This window comes from Streptomyces tirandamycinicus (assembly GCF_003097515.1).
Lineage (GTDB): Bacteria > Actinomycetota > Actinomycetes > Streptomycetales > Streptomycetaceae > Streptomyces > Streptomyces tirandamycinicus.
The window spans coordinates 6,596,208-6,612,116 of the sequence record NZ_CP029188.1 but is presented as its reverse complement, the minus strand read 5'-3'; the positions used below and the strand labels follow the sequence as shown (position 1 = coordinate 6,612,116).

The window sequence follows — 15,909 nt, the reverse complement described above, 5'->3', positions numbered from 1 at the left end:
GCCCGGGCCCCGGCTGCGGGCCCGGGCCTGCCGGACGGCGTACGGGGCCCGCTTTGCCCCGTGCGGGCCGGTCAGGCGCCGACGTACCGCGCGAGGTGCTCCCCGGTGACGGTGGAACGGGCGGCGACCAGGTCGGCGGGGGTGCCCTCGAAGACGACCCGGCCGCCGTCGTGCCCGGCGCCGGGGCCGAGGTCGACGATCCAGTCGGCGTGCGCCATGACCGCCTGGTGGTGCTCGATGACGATCACGGACTTGCCGGAGTCGACGAGCCGGTCGAGCAGCCCGAGCAACTGCTCGACGTCGGCCAGGTGGAGGCCGGTCGTCGGCTCGTCGAGGACGTAGACGCCGCCCTGGTCCGCCATGTGGGTGGCCAGCTTCAGCCGCTGCCGCTCGCCGCCGGACAGCGTGGTGAGCGGCTGGCCCAGGCTGAGGTAGCCGAGGCCGACGTCGGCGAGCCGGCCGAGGATCCGGTGCGCGGCCGGGGTGCGCGCCTCGCCCGCGCCGAAGAACTCCTCGGCCTCGGTCACCGGCATCGCGAGCACCTCGCTGATGTCGCGGCCGCCGAGGCGGTACTCCAGCACCGAGGGCTGGAACCGCTTCCCGTCGCAGTCCTCGCAGGTGGTGGCGACCGAGGCCATCATCGCCAGGTCGGTGTAGATCACGCCGGCACCGTTGCAGGCGGGGCAGGCTCCCTCCGAGTTGGCGCTGAACAGCGCCGGCTTCACTCCGTTGGCCTTGGCGAACGCCTTGCGGATCGGGTCGAGCAGTCCGGTGTACGTCGCCGGATTGCTGCGCCGGGAACCGCGGATGGCACTCTGGTCGACCGACACCACACCCCCGTCGGCGGGGATCGACCCGTGGACGAGCGAGCTCTTGCCGGAGCCGGCGACGCCGGTGACCACGCAGAGCACTCCGAGCGGGATGTCGACGTCGACTCCCTGCAGGTTGTTGGCCGTCGCGCCGCGGATCGGCAGTGCGCCCGCGGGTGTGCGCACCGTCTGCTTGAGTGTGGCCCGGTCGTCGAGATGGCGGCCGGTGACGGTGTCGCTGGCCCGCAGCCCCTCGACGGTGCCCTCGAAGCAGACGGTGCCGCCGGCCGTGCCGGCGCCCGGGCCGAGGTCCACGACATGGTCGGCGATCGCGATGGCCTCCGGCTTGTGCTCCACGACGAGCACCGTGTTGCCCTTGTCCCGGAGCCGCAGCAGCAGTGTGTTCATCCGCTGGATGTCGTGGGGGTGCAGGCCGACGGTCGGCTCGTCGAAGACATAGGTGACGTCGGTGAGCGAGGAGCCGAGGTGGCGGATCATCTTCACGCGCTGCGCCTCACCCCCGGAGAGCGTGCCCGCCGGACGGTCGAGTGAGAGGTAGCCGAGGCCGATCTCGGTGAACGAGTCGAGGGTGTTCTGCAGTGCCGTGAGCAGCGGCGCCACCGACGGCTCGCCCAGTCCGCGGACCCACTCCGCGAGGTCGCGGATCTCCATCGCGCACGCGTCGGCTATGCTCACGCCGCCGATCTTCGACGACCGGGCTCCCTCGCTGAGCCGGGTGCCGTCGCACTCGGGGCAGGTGGCGAAGGTGACGGCCCGCTCCACGAAGGCCCGGATGTGGGGCTGCATCGACTCCTTGTCCTTGGACAGGAACGACTTCTGGATCTTCGGGATGAGTCCTTCGTAGGTGAGGTTGACGCCCTTGACCTTCACCTTGGTCGGCTCGCGGTGCAGGAAGTCCTGCATCTCCTGCTCGGTGAAGCTGCGGATCGGCTTGTGCGGGTCGAGGAACCCCGACGCGGCGTAGAGCCCCACGGTCCACAGGTTGTCCGGTTTCCAGCCGGGGATGGTGAAGGCGCCGTCGGCGATCGACTTGGTGTCGTCGTAGAGCTGGCCCAGGTCGATGTCGGAGACCTTGCCCCGGCCCTCGCAGTGCGTGCACATGCCGCCGGTGCGGGAGAAGGTCGCCTTGACCGCCTTCCGGTCCCCGCGCTCGACCGTGATCGCGCCGCTCGCCCGGACCGAGGCGGTGTTGAAGGAGTACGCGCTGGGCGGGCCGATGTGCGGCCGCCCGAGCCGGCTGAAGAGGATGCGCAGCATCGCGTTGACGTCCGTGGCGGTACCGACGGTGGAGCGGGGATCGCCGCCCATCCGCTGCTGGTCGACGCTGATCGCGGTGGTCAGGCCGTCGAGGACGTCGACCTCGGGGCGCGCCGTCGCCGGCATGAAGCCCTGGACGAAGGCGCTGTAGGTCTCGTTGATCATCCGCTGCGACTCCGCGGCGATGGTGTCGAACACCAGGGAGCTCTTGCCCGAGCCGGAGACGCCCGTGAAGACCGTGAGCCTGCGCTTCGGGATCTCGACGTCGACGTCCTTGAGGTTGTTCTCCCGCGCGCCGTGCACCCGGATCATGTCGTGGCTGTCGGCGGCGTGCGGTTCGGGCGACTGCGGGCCGGTCGCCGTGACCTTGCTCATCGTCTCTCCATCTGCTGTGCGTCTTCCCGTTCTCTCGCCGAGGCCGCCCGGCGCGGACCCCCACCGGCTCCGAGCAGTATGTACGGTGGCCCTCCGGCGGTGCGGATCATGGATGCGAAGGCACACGGCCCCGGCCCTCTCGACGGCGCGGCGCGGCGGGTGCCCACCCCGCGCCGGCGCGCCGACGTGGCGGCCGGGCTCCTGATCGCCACGACGGCCGCGCCGGCACATGCGCCCGTCCCGCGGCAGGGCCGTTCGGGCATGATGGGGTGGCGGCGTGCGCGGAGGGAGCGGGGATGGCGGAGAGTCCGGCGCGGGGGAGCAAGGGCGTCCCCGCGGCACCTCAGTTGCGGCTGGACGAACTGCTGGAGGGTCTGCAGGCGCAGGTGGAGCAGGTCCGCGCGACACGGGACCGGGTGCATACGCTGCTGGACGCGGTCCTCTCCATCGGCACCGATCTGGATCTCGACGTCGTGCTGCGCCGCATCACCGAGTCCGCCGTGACCCTGGTGGACGCCCGGTACGGGGCCCTGGGCGTGCTGGGCGAGGAAGACAGGATCCGGCGGTTCATCACGGTCGGCATGGACGAGGGCACGATCGAGGCGATCGGGCAGTACCCGGAGGGGCAGGGCATCCTGGGACTGCTGATCAAGGAGCCGGAGCCGCTGCGCCTGGCCGATCTGGGCCGCCATCCCGGCTCCGTCGGCTTCCCCGAGGGGCACCCGCCGATGACGACGTTCCTGGGTGCGCCGGTGCGTGTGCGCGATCAGGTCTTCGGCAACCTGTACCTGACCGACAAGCGCGGCGGGGCGGAGTTCGACGACGACGACGAGGCGGTGCTGCGCACCCTGGCTGCCGCGGCCGGCGTCGCGATCGACAACGCCCGCCTGTACGAGGACACCCGGCGCCGTGAGCGGTGGCTGGCGGCGAGCAGTGAACTGACCCGCAACCTGCTGTCGGGCACCGGCACGGAGCAGGTGCTGCACCAGATCGCCGCCACGGTCAAGGAACTGTCCGGCGCCGATCTGGTGACGCTGGCGGTACCGTTCGACGCCGGCGACGAGCTGGTGATCGAGGCCGCCGAGGGCGAACGCGCCGAGCAGGTACGCGGGCTCGTGCTGCCGGCCGCCACGCTGGCCGCGCGGGTCTACCACTCCAACCGGCGGTTCATGAGCGGTGCCCTGTCACAGGAGCCTCAGGGCGGGGGCGGCTCCGCGTCACGAATCGGCCTGGGCCCCGGGTTCCTGCTCCCGCTGGGCGGGGCCGAGCGGGTGCGCGGCGTTCTGCAGGTGGCCAATCTGTCCGGCGGCACGGAGTTCACCGACGCCACCATGACCATGATCCGTGGCTTTGCCGACCAGGCCGCACTCGCCCTGGAGATCGCCGAGCACCGGCGCGAGGCCGAGCACCTCATGGTCCTCAGCGACCGGGACCGCATCGCCCGCGACCTGCACGACCTGGCCATCCAGCGGCTGTTCGCCTCCGGGCTGACACTGAACTCGGTGCTGGGCCGTGTCTCCGACCGGCCGCAGGTGGCCGAGCGGGTGCAGCGGGTCGTCGACGACCTGGACGAGACGATCAAGACGGTGCGCGGCACGATCTACGCACTGCGCGAGCGCGACCGAGCCGACGGCGGTGGCGGACTGCGCGGGAAGCTCCTGGCCGAGACCGACCTGGCCGCCACCGTGCTCGGCTTCGCCCCCGCCCTGCGCATGACCGGCCTGCTGGACACGGACGTCCCCGAAAGTCATGCCGAGCAGTTGCTGGCGGTGCTGCGCGAGGCCCTCTCGAACGCCGCCCGGCACGCCCGCGCAACCGCCGTCGAGGTGACCGCCGAGACGGACGGCGCACGGCTCCGTCTCCGCGTCGCCGACAACGGCCGGGGCATCGACCCGGCCGTCACCCGCCGCAGCGGCCTGGACAACCTCCGCCGGCGCGCCACCGACCTCGGCGGCGGCTTCACCCTCACGCCGAACCAGCCCACCGGCACCATCGTGGAATGGACGGTGCCGCTGCCCGCGCGGGCACGAGCCTGACCCTCGCGCCCGGGCTCACGCGCACGATGCGCGCCCGCGGGAACCCGCATGCCGAGGGCCCCCTGGCTCGTCTCGCGTCTGCGGACGACCTCACACGACCGCTGTCCCGCGTGAGGGGGTTAGGGCCGGTCGGCCCTACCCCCCTCACGGCGCCCGGGGGACGATGGACCGGTGTTCCAGACAGACGGCTATCGCGTACTCGACCGGCAGGAGTGCCTGCGGCTGCTGGCCAGGGCGCCCGTGGGCCGTGTGGTGTACACCCGGCAGGCGCTGCCCGCGGTCCTCCCCGTCAACTTCCGCCTCGACGAGAGCGCCTGCGTGCTGATGTGCACCTCGCCTGCCTCGGATCTCGTACGGGCCGTCGACGGAGTCGTGGTCGCCTTCGAGGCCGACGAGTTCGATGCCGCAACCCGGTCCGGCTGGAGTGTGGTCGTCACCGGGCCGGCCAGCGTGGTGACCGACCCCGCCGAGCACGAGCGGCTGTCACGGACCGGCCCGGGATCCTGGATGCCGTTGCGGGACGGGGTGTTCGTACGGATCGAATCGGAGATGGTCACCGGACGCGAGCTCAGGGGAGCACCCGGCGCGCGGTGAGCCGACCCGGCAGTGGGCGCGGGGCGCGGCGGACCCCGCCGGGTCCGGTGCGGTGCCGGTGTGGTTCTGCTTCGCCAGGACCGTGGCCCCGTCATCAGGGACTCCACCGCCTGCCTCCGTACAGCCGATCTCCGTACAGCTCAGTGGACGTCGTGCCTGGACCGTTCCTGGGCCTGGGTAGCGATGACCGCGGCCTGGATGCGCCGCTCCACACCGAGCTTGGCCAGCAGGCGGGAGATGTGGTTCTTGACCGTCTTCTCGGCGAGGTAGAGCCGCCGGCCGATCTGGCGGTTGGTCAGTCCCTCACCGACCAGAGCCAGGATCTCCCGCTCCCGCTCGGTCAGCCCCGGCAGGGCGTCGGGCTCGGGATCCGGCTCCCGGCCCCGACGGAGCCGGGTCATCAGCCTGGCGGTGGCGCTCGGGTCGAGCAGGGACTGTCCGGCGGCCACGGTACGGACGGCCGAGACCAGATCCGTGCCCTGGATCTGCTTCAGCACGTATCCGGAGGCGCCGGCCATGATCGAGTCGAGCAGGGCTTCCTCGTCGTCGAACGAGGTCAGCATCAGGCAGCACAGTTCCGGCATGCGTGAGCGCAGCTCGCGGCAGACGGTGACTCCGTCGCCGTCGGGCACGCGCACGTCGAGCACGGCCACCTGCGGGCGCAGCGCGGGAACCCGCACCAGGGCCTGCCCTGCCGTGCCCGCCTCGCCGACCACGGTGATGTCCGGCTCGTCTTCCAGCAGGTCGCGCACACCGCGCCGTACCACCTCGTGGTCGTCCATGAGGAAGACGCGGATCGGGTTGTCGCTACCGGGGTGCCCGCTGTCCGCCATCGACGGCTCCAGTCCTGTGTCGTCTGTCCCGGGAACCGGAAACCCCGCGCCCGCGGGGCCGGTCCTGGCCTGTCAGAGATCCTGGGTGATTCCGGGGTCGAACGGCCAGGGCCGACCGGCCCTTTCCGCTCCGGCGTTCTCACGACCGTCGCCGCGATCGACGGCACCGACGGCACCGACTCCCGGCGGTCGGCTGCCGATCGGGCGGGGTGCGGCTCCCAGCCGTGGACCGCCGCTCGGGCGCGGTCACTCCTTGCCGCGGACGATGGTGACGGGGCAGTGGGCGTGGTGCAGCAGGGCCTGGCTGACGGAGCCGAGCAGCAGGCCGGTGAAGCCGCCCCGGCCCCGGGCGCCGGTCACCATCAGCTGGGCGCCGCGACTGGCGTCGATCAGGGCCGGGCGTATCCGGGAGCGCACCAGGCGCCGCTCCACGACGACCTGGGGATGGGCCTTCTGCCAGCCGGCCACCGTCTCGTCCAGCAGGTGCTGCTCGGCCTCGCGGATATGCTCGGCGTCCGCCACCACGGCGGTCAGGGGGTCGCCGGGGCCTTCGTAGGCGCCCTCGCTCCAGGTGTTCCACACGTGTACGGCGACCAGCGGCGCCCGGCGCATCGCCGCCTCCGCGAACGCGAACTCCACTGCCGCCTCGCCGGCTTCGGAGCCGTCCACGGCGAGTACCACCGCACCCGCCGGGTCGGGGCGGCCCCGCACCACCATCAGCGGGCAGCGGCCGTGGGCGGCCAGATGCACCGCCGTCGACCCCACCAGCAGACCGGCGAACCTGCCCATGCCCCGGCTGCCGACCACCGCCAGCGACGCCGACCGCGACTCGGTCTCCAGCGCCTCGAGCGCGTCCCCGGCCACCACCGACCGGGTGATCCGGATGTCGGGGGCGATCGCGCGCGCCCGCTCCTCGGCGCCCGCCAGTGCCTCCCTCGCCTTCGGCTCCAAGAGGTGGTCGGCGGGGTTCCCCGGTGGCGCGTCGAGGGTCGGATATGCGGGCACCGGGCCGAACGCGTGCACGATCCGCAGCCCCACCCCGCGCAGACGCGCCTCGCGGGCGGCGGTTTCGACCGCGCCGATGCTGGAGGGGGAACCGTCCACGCCCACGATCACCGGATCAACGACTGAGTCACTCACTGGACACTCCCGTTCCGGACCATCGCCGACGCGTGGCCCTTCGGCTTCCAGACTCGGTGCGGTCGGCTCGGCGTGCCCAGGGGCCACAAGTCCGTCCCGAGGGGCCGGTCGGCCCTGTCGGGTCCCTCCGGGTGCTACACACCCGGCCACCCGCCGCGCCGCCCGGAGGCCTGCCGCACGAGGTCGGTGGGCCGCCCACCGCACGAGGTCAGTGCCGCGCGTCCGCTCCCCGCACCACCACGACCGGGCAGTGGGCGTGGTGCAGCAGGGCCTGGCTGACCGAGCCGAGCAGCAGCCCGGCGAAACCGCCCCGGCCCCGGGCGCCGGTCACCACCAGCTGCGCGGACCGGCTCGCGTCGATCAGCGCCGCCCGTGTCGCGCCGTGCACCACCCTGTGCTCCACCACCACGCCCGGGTACCGCTCCTGGCAGCCGGCGAGCGCTTCGGACAGCAGGCGCTCCTCTTCCCCGGCGAGGGCGCCCGGCGGGCTCGCGTACGGCATCGACGGGTCCTTGGGTGCGGGCATCGGCGCGTTCCAGGTGGTCCAGGCGTGCAGCGCCACCAGTGGCGCCTTCCGCAGTTCGGCCTCTGCGAACGCGAAGTCCACCGCCGCCCCGCCCGCCGTCGAGCCGTCGACGCCCAGCACGATGGGGCCCTCCGCACTCGGCTGCTCACGCACGACCAGCACCGGGCACCGGCCGTATGCCGCCAGGTGTACGGCCGTCGACCCGACCAGCAGCCCGACGAACCCGCCCATGCCGCGGGACCCGACCACCACCAGCTCGGCCGCTCGCGACTGCGCCTCCAGGACCGTCAGCGGCTCACCCGTCACCACTTCGTGGCCGACCTCGACCTCGGGTTCCACGGCGCGCGCACGCTCGACGGCGTCTGCCACCAACCGGTCGGCCATGTTCCGGAGCCCGCCCTCGGCCGGCCCCAGCGGCGACGGGCCCAGGGGCACGTGCATCGCGGGCCAGATGAACGCGTGCACCACCCGCAACCCCGCCCCGCGCAGCCGCGCTTCCCGTGCCGCGGCCTCGACCGCGGCGAGACTCGACGCCGACCCGTCCACACCGACTACCACCACACCGCTCATCGTTCCTCCTGCCTGCGCCACTCGACTCACCCGCAAGAATCCCTCGGCCACCAGCCGTGTGCATGAGGCTGACGGCACCACCGCCAGGGCCGACCGGCACTTCCCCGCAGCGGCCGGGTACCGGCCCGGCCGCCGCCGCGTCCCACACCGCGGGGCGCCGACTCGCCGAACGGGCGATCCGGTTCCGATCGGTTCCGATCCGGCTCCGATCCGGTTCCCCCGATGCCACGGCCACGCCACGGCCAGCGCCACTGCCGGCGCCACGGCTTCGGGACCGCGCGTTGAGCGCTCGCACCTCCGGCTCCGGCATGACGCGTGACGCGCACCCGTCGGAGGGCTGCGAGGCCCGGGGCGGCGCCCGGGCGTCCTGCCGCCCGGGCCCTGCCGGCCTTCCAGCGGGTTCCTTCGGGCCGGCTCCCATCCCGTCGAACTCCCCGGCCCCTGCGGGCGCAGCGTGCCGCGGGGTCCGGACGCGGTACCGGGCGGCCCGGTCATGGGGCCGGGTGGCCCATGGCCCCACGCCGGGAGCGGGAACACGCTGGACATGGCAGGTCCGTACGCCCCTACCGGAGGCACATCCATGAACGCTCCCGCCACGGCCGGCATGCTGCGGGCGCTCCCCGCCGAGTACAGGGGGCGGCTGATGCGCTCCGCTCGGGAGGTGTCCTTCCCCCAGGGCACCCGCCTCTTCGAAGAGGGCGGCCGCGCCGACCGGTTCTGGATCATCCGCACCGGCTCGGTCGACCTGGACATGTGTGTGCCCGGCCGACGCGCCGCGGTCATCGAGACCCTTCGGCACAACGAACTCGTCGGGTGGTCCTGGTTGTACGCGCCACACGCCTGGCATCTGGGCGCCGAGGCGACCAGTCCGGTGCGGGCCTACGAGTTCGACGCCGTCGCGATCCGCTTGATGTGCCAGGACGACCCCGCACTCGGCGTGAGCGTCGCCGAGTGGGTGGGCGGCGTCCTCGCCCACCGGCTGCGTGCGACCCGCACCCGGCTGCTCGACCTGTACGCCCCCTACGGCAGCGGCAGCCGGCAGCTGTGACGACGTAGGCGAACGGCGGCTGTGACGACGTAGGCGAACAGCGGCGCTACAGGACCCATGTCCCCGATCACGCGGCGAGCCTCCGAGGCGCCGGTCATCAGGCGTCGTGCGCCCGGTGCGGCACGATCGCGACCGGGCAGGCCGAGTGGTGCAGCACCGCGTGGGCGGTGCTGCCGAGCTGGAGCCCGAGGTGCCCCTCACGGCGCCTGGCTCCGACGACCAGGAGGTCGGCACTGTGCGAGGCGTCCACCAGCGCCCGGCGGGCGTGGCCCTCGACCGTGCGCCGACGCACCTCTACGTCCGCCGGGAGGTCCTGCAGCGCCGCTTCGAGTACCTCGACGGCCCTCTCCTCGTACTGACGGGTGGGCCGGCCGACCATCAGGGGGTAGCCGCCGGGCTCGTGCGCGGGGCAGCGCCATGCCCGTACGGCCTCCAGCGGCACGCCGCGGCGCCGTGCCTCCTCGGCGGCGAAGCGCACCGCCGCGGACTCCTTCGCGTCCTCGCCGACCCCCACGACGACCCGGCCGTGGACCGGTGGCGTCGCCCGGTTGTCGTGGCTGCCGCGCAGCACGATCACCGGGCAGTCGGCGTGGGCGGCGACGGTCAGACTGACGGAGCCGAGCAGCATCCCGGCGACGCCGCTGCGGCCGCGGGTGCCCACGACCAGCGCGGAGGCGTTCCGGGCCGCGCGGATCAGGGCGTACCCCGGCTCCTCGAACACCACGTCGGCCGTGACCCTCAGATCGGGGTGCCGGGCGCGTGCTCGTTCGGCGGCGGCGCCCACCAGGTCCTGGGGCGGGGGCGGTTCGGTCGGATCGCCGATGTCCAGGGCGAGCGCGGCGCCCTCGTACCGGTCCCAGAGACAGGCGTACACCACCCGCAGCGGCACCCCGCGCAGGGCGGCCTCGTCGGCCGCCCAGTCTGTGGCGCGCAGGCTCGGCTCGGAACCGTCGACGCCCACGACCAGCGGCCCGGCGTGGGCCCGCTCGCCGGGCGCGTCGGTCACGGCGCCGTCGAGACCCGCGGTGACGTTGCGGGACATGCCGTCCACCTCCTGTTCGGGGTTGCGCTGCCAGGGTGGTGGCGGGTGGGGCCGCGGGGGCAGGTACCGAAGGTCCCCGGTCCGGGGCCGAGCAGCCCCATCGGTCTCGGCGGCGTCCCCGTACCAGGCCGGCGGGAGGAGGTGCTGCCACCCCCTTACGGGTGTGCTGACGGTCGGCTGCGGGCGGAGAACGCCCGGTCAGCGCACCCGTCCCCGCGGCTTCAGCGGCACCGGCGGAAGGTCGGGCGCGGAGAGCCGTTCGCCCGCGTAGCCCTGGACCTCGCCGAAGCGGGAGCCCTCCGTCCAGTCCTGGCGCGCGGTCTCGATCTCCTGGTGCGTACGGCCGATGAAGTTCCACCACATGATCAGCTCCTCCTCGAACGGCTCGCCGCCGAGGAGCATCAGTGCGGCGTCCGACTCGGCGCGGAGGGGCAGTTCGCTGCGGCCGCAGCCGAGGTAGAGCATCGAGCCGGGGAGCAGGGGAACGCCGTCGACGCGGGCCTCGCCGGACATGGAGAGCACGGCGTACTCGAAGTCCGGTTCGAGCGGGGTGGCGGTCTCGGTGCCGCGGGCCAGCGCGAGGTCGGCGCCCACGATCGGCGTGTACACGGAGCCCGGTGAGCGGGCGCCGTCGAGCTCGCCGAGGATGACGGTGGCGGTCAGGCCGGGGGCGGTGACCTGCGGAAGCTCCGTGTGGTGCTCGAAGTGGGGTTCCATGTGACGGTGGGCGTCGGGCAGGGCTACCCACAACTGGGCGCCGTGCAGCAGCCGGGCATGGCTCTTCGGGCTCTCCTCGGAGTGGCTGATCGCCCTCCCCGAGGTCATGAGGCCGAGTTCCCCCGGCCGGATCGTCCGGAGGCTGCCGACGCTGTCCCGGTGCAGCACCTCCCCCTCGTGCAGCCAGCTCACGGTCTGCAGGCCCATGTGCGGGTGGGGCGGGACCTGCATCCCGGGCTCGTCGGCGATGTCGTCGGGACCGTAGTGGTCGACGAAGCACCAGGCACCGACCATCCGGCGTCCGAGGTTGGGAAGCAGCCGGCGGACCTCGGTGGACTCGCCGAGCGGGACACGACGGGGGGTGAGGAGTTCGCGCACCGGATCCGCGACGACGAAGCCCCTGCCGCCGCACACGGAGAGCGCAGCCTGACGATCGAGATTGCTCATGGCGCCCAACCTAGTGCCCCCTCAGGCAGCTCTACCTTTCGGCAGCGGGTTGCTCCTCCCATTCGTAGGGTGAGGACGCCCAGGGGAGCCGGGTGTGGCTATCAGGCAGCTGCCGATCGTGGCTTTGAAGGCTTGGCCGCCCGGCTCCCCACGACGACTCGGCCGCCGATTAGGAAGTGCGAACAAGTCGCTGTGTAGAGCAATGCCGGCGAGGTCGTCCGTGGCACGAACAGAACGAATACGTACGTCAGGAGCACGATGAGCCGGATATGGGTGGGGATCGACAGCGGCAAGGGCCACCATCACGGCCTCGCCCTGGACACGGACGGCAAGACGCTGCTGTCGCGCCGGGTGGCCAACGACGAGCCCGAGCTGCTGAAGCTGATCGGAGACGTCCTGGACCTCGCCGACGGCCGCCACGTCACCTGGGCCATCGACATGACCGGCGGGGAACCGGCCCTGCTGCTGGCCCTGCTGGTCAGCCACGGCCAGGAAATCCTCTACATGTCCGGCAGGCTGGTCAACCGAGCGTCCGACGGCTACCGCGGCGAGGGCAAGACCGACGCCCGCGACGCCTACGTCATCGCCGACCAGGCCAGAATGCGCCGCGACCTGCGCCCCATCCGCCCAGGCGACGAAGCCACGATCGAGCTGAAGCTGCTGACCGGACGCAGAGCTGACCTGGTCGAGGACCGGACCCGCTCCGTCAACCGCCTGCGCGGCACCCTGCTGAGCATGTTCCCGGCCCTGGAACGGGCCCTGGACCTGACCAACACGGGCCCGTTGAAGCTGCTGACGGGCTACCAGACCCCTGCCGCGATCCGCCGCACCGGAACCGCACGGCTGACGACGTGGCTGGCCAACCGCAAGGTCCGAAACGCCAGAGCCCTGGCCGAAGCCGCCGTGGAGGCCGCCGAACGCCAGCACACCGCCGTCCCCGGGGAGAAGACCATCGCGAAGCTGGTCCACACCCTGGCCGGGGAGGTGATGACCCTCAACGAGCAGATCTCGGAACTGGACAAGCTCATCGAGGGCCGGTTTCGCGAGCACGAACTCGCCGACATCCTCCTGAGCGTCCCCGGCATCGGCGCGACCCTCGGCGCCGAGTTCCTCGCCGCCATCGGCGGCGGCCTGGACGAGTTCGACTCCCCTGACTCCTTGGCGGCCTTCGCCGGCGTTGCCCCCGCGCCTCACGACTCGGGCAAGGTCAGCGGCAACCTCCACCGGCCCATGACCTATCACCGAAGACTCCAGCGCGTCTTCTACACCTCCGCGCTCGTCAGCGTCCGCTACGACCCGAACTCGCGGAAGTTCTACGACCGCAAACGCGCCGAGGGCAAGAAACACATCCAGTCCGTGCTGGCCCTGGCCCGCCGACGCGTCAACGTCATCTGGGCACTGATCCGTGACCGACGGTGCTACGAGGTGACACCACCAGTCACTAACGCTGCTTGACAACACCATTAGGAAGCGTTCGCCCCGTCGCCACAGGCAGGCCCTGCCTGGCGCGGCGCTGACCCTGTGCGGTGCCGGCGCGCCCCACCCCAAGAATGTGGAACATTCAACCACTCTCGTGGGTTGAGGATGACGCGGGACGGCGGAGCGGCACCGCGGCCGGCCACCCGCGGACGACGGAGAGGGAGATCACGTGAACGACCACTACTACGAGTTCGGCACTCCGGCGGAGCGGTGGGACCGCGCGCGGCTCTTCTTCGACGCCAAGGAGTACACGACGGCCGCGCGGATCCTCGACGGCCTCGTCGCGGAGGCACCGGAACAGGTCGCCCCGAGGCTGCTGCTGGCTCGCGCCTACTACCACTCGGCCCGGCTCGGCAAGGCCGAGACCGAGCTCCGCGCGGTGCTGGAACGCGATCCGGTCGAGCACTACGCCCGCCTGATGCTGGGCCGCACGCTGCAGCGGCAGGGCAGGGACGGCGAGGCCGCGCCCCATCTGCGGCTGGCGGCGGCGATGTCCGGGGAGTTCCCCGAGGCTCGCTGAGCCTGCTGCCGCCGCGGATTCCGCCAGAGGCCCGGGCTCCGTTCGGTACGCGGCTCCCTTCGGTGCGCGGCTCCGTTCGGTACGCGGCTCCGTTCGGTAGGCGGGCTGGGACCGGGCGCCGGGGTATCCGAGGGGTCCCGGTGCGGGCGGCGCCGGGCGCCGGCACCTCCCCCGCACCGTCCCCGGGGGCGGTCCGTACCCGGCAGCGGACGGCCGCGCGGGCCCGTGTCGCCGTCGGCGTTCCCTTGCCCCAGGCGGCCGGTCAGCCGCCCTGGCCGCGGCCGCCCCGGCCGTCGGTACCGTCCGTGTCGCCGTCGGTGCCGTCGCCACCGTCCGCGCCGTCGTCCGTGCCGTCGCCACCGTCCGCGCCGTCGCGGTATCCCTCCAGCAGCCGCAGCCACACCTCGCTGATCGTCGGGTACGAGGGCACCGCGTGCCACAGCCGGTCGATCGGCACCTCCCCGGCCACCGCGATCGTGGCCGAGTGGAGCAGTTCGCTGACGCCCGGGCCGACGAAGGTGACCCCGAGGACGATCTGCCGGTCGAGGTCCACGACCATCCGGGCGCGGCCGCGGTAGTCGTCGACGAACAGGCTCGCGCCCGCGATGGCGGCGAGGTCCTTGTCGACCGCGCGGACCCGGTGCCCGGCGGCGCGGGCCTGGGCCAGTGACAGTCCGACCGCGGCCGCCTCGGGGTCGGTGAACACGACCTGCGGCACGGCGTCGTGGTCGGCCGTCGCCGCGTGGGCGCCCCAGCGATCGGTCTCCAGCAGCGGGCAGTGCCGGGCGCGGGCCACGATGGCCGCACCGGCGATACGGGCCTGGTACTTGCCCTGATGGGTGAGGAGGGCACGGCGGTTGACGTCACCGACGCCGTACAGCCAGTCGTGGCCGTCGACCCGGCAACTGTCGTCGACCGAGAGCCAGGAGCCGGGCTGAAGACCCACCGTGTCCAGCCCGATGTCGTCGGTGCGCGGGGCACGGCCCGTGGCGAACAGCAGCTCGTCGGCCTCGATCAGCTCGCCTCCGTCGAGGACGACGGTGACCGGGCCGCCGGGGTCGGGCCGGTTGACAGCGGCCACACCCACACCGGTCCGCACGGTCGCCCCGGCCTCGGTCAGCGACTTCGCGATGTGCTCGCCGACGAACGGCTCCATGCGCGGGAGCAGCCCCTGGCCGCGCACCAGGAGGGTCACCTGCGAGCCGAGCCCCTGCCAGGCGGTCGCCATCTCCGTACCGACGACTCCCCCGCCCACCACGACCAGCCGCCTCGGCGCGGCGTGCGCGCTGGTCGCCTCGCGGCTGGTCCAGGCCCTGGCCCCGTTGAGACCCGGCAGATCCGGCAGGGCGGCCCGGCTGCCGGTGCACACGGCGACGGCGTGCCGGGCGGTCAGCACATGGTGCTCGCCCTCCGGCCCCTCGACGACGACCCTGCGGGGGCCGTGCAGCCGGCCCTGCCCGCGGTACAGCCGGGCGCCGATGCCGTCGAGCCACGAGACCTGGCCGTCGTCCTTCCAGTGCGAGGTCATCTCGTCGCGGTGGGCGAGAACGGCCTCCGTGCCGAGCGGACCCCCTACCGCCTGGCGGAGGCCCGGCACCCTGCGCGCGTCGGAGCCCGCGATCACGGGCCGCAGCAGCGCCTTGCTGGGCATGCACGCCCAGTACGAGCACTCTCCGCCGACGAGTTCGCCCTCCACCACGGCCGTGCTCAGTCCGGCGGCCCGTGTGCGGTCCGCCACGTTCTCGCCGGTCGGCCCTGCTCCCAGCACCACGACGTCGTACTCCACGGCTGCCGTCATACGGACCAGTGTGGTGCCAGGTGTGGGCGGCGGCCACAGGGGCAGGCGGAATACGGCCGTACCCCGCGCATGTTGTGGCGGGCGTCCCCTCGCGCCGCGAGGGCGCCGGAGGGACGGGGCCGACCGGACACCCCAGGAAGAGGTAGTAGGCAATGAGCACTGTCGAGCTCACCAAGGAAAACTTCGATCAGGTCGTCTCCGGGAACGACTTCGTCCTGATCGACTTCTGGGCTTCCTGGTGCGGTCCGTGTCGCCAGTTCGCCCCGGTGTACGAAGGCGCCTCGGAGCGCCACGAGGACCTCGTCTTCGCGAAGGTCGACACGGAGGCCCAGCCGGAGCTGGCGGCGGCGTTCGACATCCGCTCGATCCCGACGCTGATGATCGTCCGGGAGAACGTCGCGGTGTTCTCGCAGCCGGGCGCGCTGCCCGAGCCGGTCCTGGAGGACGTGATCGGCCAGGCACGCGGGCTGGACATGGACGAGGTGCGCAAGGCCATCGAGGACGAGCAGCAGCAGAACGGGGCCCGGCAGCAGTGACCCTCGGCGGGCGGCGGGCATAGCCGCGAGGAGCGGCGCGGACCGTGCGGGGCGCGTACCTCCCCCGCCGCCCGCAGCCGCCCGCCGGCGCCTCCCGGGGCCCGCCGACTGCCCTCCCGCCCGTCGGCGCCCTCGCCGCGGGGTGGGTGCCGGGACCGGCG

Annotated in this window: 13 protein-coding genes; 6 read left to right on the top strand and 7 right to left on the bottom strand. The window is 73.0% G+C overall.

The window, feature by feature from the left end; all coding sequences use genetic code 11:
* Positions 1-71 precede the first annotated feature (71 nt).
* On the bottom strand, positions 72-2,462 hold the full coding sequence (locus DDW44_RS28565) for an ATP-binding cassette domain-containing protein (protein WP_108908277.1): 2,391 nt from the start codon (positions 2,460-2,462) through the stop codon (positions 72-74).
* A gap of 296 nt (positions 2,463-2,758) precedes the next feature.
* On the opposite strand from DDW44_RS28565, the gene DDW44_RS28560 reads away from it, so the two are divergent.
* Positions 2,759-4,498, top strand: coding sequence for a sensor histidine kinase (locus DDW44_RS28560; protein ID WP_244224138.1), 1,740 nt, complete (start codon positions 2,759-2,761; stop codon positions 4,496-4,498).
* Positions 4,499-4,669: 171 nt separating this feature from the next.
* On the top strand, positions 4,670-5,092 hold the full coding sequence (locus DDW44_RS28555) for a pyridoxamine 5'-phosphate oxidase family protein (RefSeq protein ID WP_017947236.1): 423 nt from the start codon (positions 4,670-4,672) through the stop codon (positions 5,090-5,092).
* A 140-nt stretch (positions 5,093-5,232) separates the two neighbouring features.
* Here DDW44_RS28555 and DDW44_RS28550 read toward each other — a convergent pair whose 3' ends face one another.
* From DDW44_RS28550 to DDW44_RS28540, 3 genes are all read right to left on the bottom strand, one after another.
* Positions 5,233-5,925: a response regulator gene (locus DDW44_RS28550; protein ID WP_108908276.1), complete on the bottom strand. Its 693-nt coding sequence runs from the start codon at positions 5,923-5,925 to the stop codon at positions 5,233-5,235.
* 246 nt (positions 5,926-6,171) lie between these two features.
* A complete protein-coding gene (locus DDW44_RS28545; RefSeq protein ID WP_108908275.1) occupies positions 6,172-7,041 on the bottom strand; it encodes a universal stress protein in 870 nt (289 codons plus the stop codon).
* A 232-nt stretch (positions 7,042-7,273) separates the two neighbouring features.
* On the bottom strand, positions 7,274-8,161 hold the full coding sequence (locus DDW44_RS28540; protein WP_108908274.1) for a universal stress protein: 888 nt from the start codon (positions 8,159-8,161) through the stop codon (positions 7,274-7,276).
* Positions 8,162-8,741: 580 nt separating this feature from the next.
* Between DDW44_RS28540 and DDW44_RS28535 the strand changes: the two genes are divergently transcribed.
* Complete coding sequence (locus DDW44_RS28535) at positions 8,742-9,209, top strand: Crp/Fnr family transcriptional regulator (RefSeq protein ID WP_108908273.1); 468 nt, start codon at positions 8,742-8,744, stop codon at positions 9,207-9,209.
* A gap of 97 nt (positions 9,210-9,306) precedes the next feature.
* On the opposite strand, the gene DDW44_RS28530 is transcribed toward DDW44_RS28535, so the two are convergent.
* Together DDW44_RS28530 and DDW44_RS28525 are read right to left on the bottom strand one after the other, a co-directional pair.
* Complete coding sequence (locus DDW44_RS28530; RefSeq protein WP_108908272.1) at positions 9,307-10,251, bottom strand: universal stress protein; 945 nt, start codon at positions 10,249-10,251, stop codon at positions 9,307-9,309.
* Positions 10,252-10,449: 198 nt separating this feature from the next.
* Positions 10,450-11,415, bottom strand: a complete 966-nt coding sequence (locus DDW44_RS28525; RefSeq protein ID WP_108908271.1) for a pirin family protein — start codon at positions 11,413-11,415, stop codon at positions 10,450-10,452.
* Between the two features lie 258 nt (positions 11,416-11,673).
* On the opposite strand from DDW44_RS28525, the gene DDW44_RS28520 reads away from it, so the two are divergent.
* A complete protein-coding gene (locus DDW44_RS28520) occupies positions 11,674-12,870 on the top strand; it encodes an IS110 family RNA-guided transposase (protein WP_108907037.1) in 1,197 nt (398 codons plus the stop codon).
* Positions 12,871-13,063: 193 nt separating this feature from the next.
* Positions 13,064-13,414: a tetratricopeptide repeat protein gene (locus tag DDW44_RS28515; protein ID WP_017947243.1), complete on the top strand. Its 351-nt coding sequence runs from the start codon at positions 13,064-13,066 to the stop codon at positions 13,412-13,414.
* Positions 13,415-13,676: 262 nt separating this feature from the next.
* Here the strand turns inward: DDW44_RS28515 and DDW44_RS28510 are convergent, their stop codons facing one another.
* On the bottom strand, positions 13,677-15,212 hold the full coding sequence (locus DDW44_RS28510) for a dihydrolipoyl dehydrogenase family protein (RefSeq protein ID WP_244224137.1): 1,536 nt from the start codon (positions 15,210-15,212) through the stop codon (positions 13,677-13,679).
* A 152-nt stretch (positions 15,213-15,364) separates the two neighbouring features.
* On the opposite strand from DDW44_RS28510, the gene trxA reads away from it, so the two are divergent.
* Positions 15,365-15,748, top strand: a complete 384-nt coding sequence (trxA, locus tag DDW44_RS28505) for a thioredoxin (RefSeq protein ID WP_017947245.1) — start codon at positions 15,365-15,367, stop codon at positions 15,746-15,748.
* The last annotated feature ends 161 nt before the right edge of the window (positions 15,749-15,909 follow it).

What these genes read in the sequence shown, in the direction of transcription:
- DDW44_RS28565 (WP_108908277.1), bottom strand. Translation starts at nt 2,462, where the DNA reads ATGAGCAAGGTCACGGCGACCGGCCCGCAGTCGCCCGAACCGCACGCC.
- DDW44_RS28560 (WP_244224138.1), top strand. Translation starts at nt 2,759, where the DNA reads ATGGCGGAGAGTCCGGCGCGGGGGAGCAAGGGCGTCCCCGCGGCACCT.
- DDW44_RS28550 (WP_108908276.1), bottom strand. Translation starts at nt 5,925, where the DNA reads ATGGCGGACAGCGGGCACCCCGGTAGCGACAACCCGATCCGCGTCTTC.
- DDW44_RS28540 (WP_108908274.1), bottom strand. Translation starts at nt 8,161, where the DNA reads ATGAGCGGTGTGGTGGTAGTCGGTGTGGACGGGTCGGCGTCGAGTCTC.
- DDW44_RS28535 (WP_108908273.1), top strand. Translation starts at nt 8,742, where the DNA reads ATGAACGCTCCCGCCACGGCCGGCATGCTGCGGGCGCTCCCCGCCGAG.
- DDW44_RS28530 (WP_108908272.1), bottom strand. Translation starts at nt 10,251, where the DNA reads ATGTCCCGCAACGTCACCGCGGGTCTCGACGGCGCCGTGACCGACGCG.
- DDW44_RS28525 (WP_108908271.1), bottom strand. Translation starts at nt 11,415, where the DNA reads ATGAGCAATCTCGATCGTCAGGCTGCGCTCTCCGTGTGCGGCGGCAGG.
- DDW44_RS28520 (WP_108907037.1), top strand. Translation starts at nt 11,674, where the DNA reads ATGAGCCGGATATGGGTGGGGATCGACAGCGGCAAGGGCCACCATCAC.
- DDW44_RS28510 (WP_244224137.1), bottom strand. Translation starts at nt 15,212, where the DNA reads ATGACGGCAGCCGTGGAGTACGACGTCGTGGTGCTGGGAGCAGGGCCG.
- trxA (WP_017947245.1), top strand. Translation starts at nt 15,365, where the DNA reads ATGAGCACTGTCGAGCTCACCAAGGAAAACTTCGATCAGGTCGTCTCC.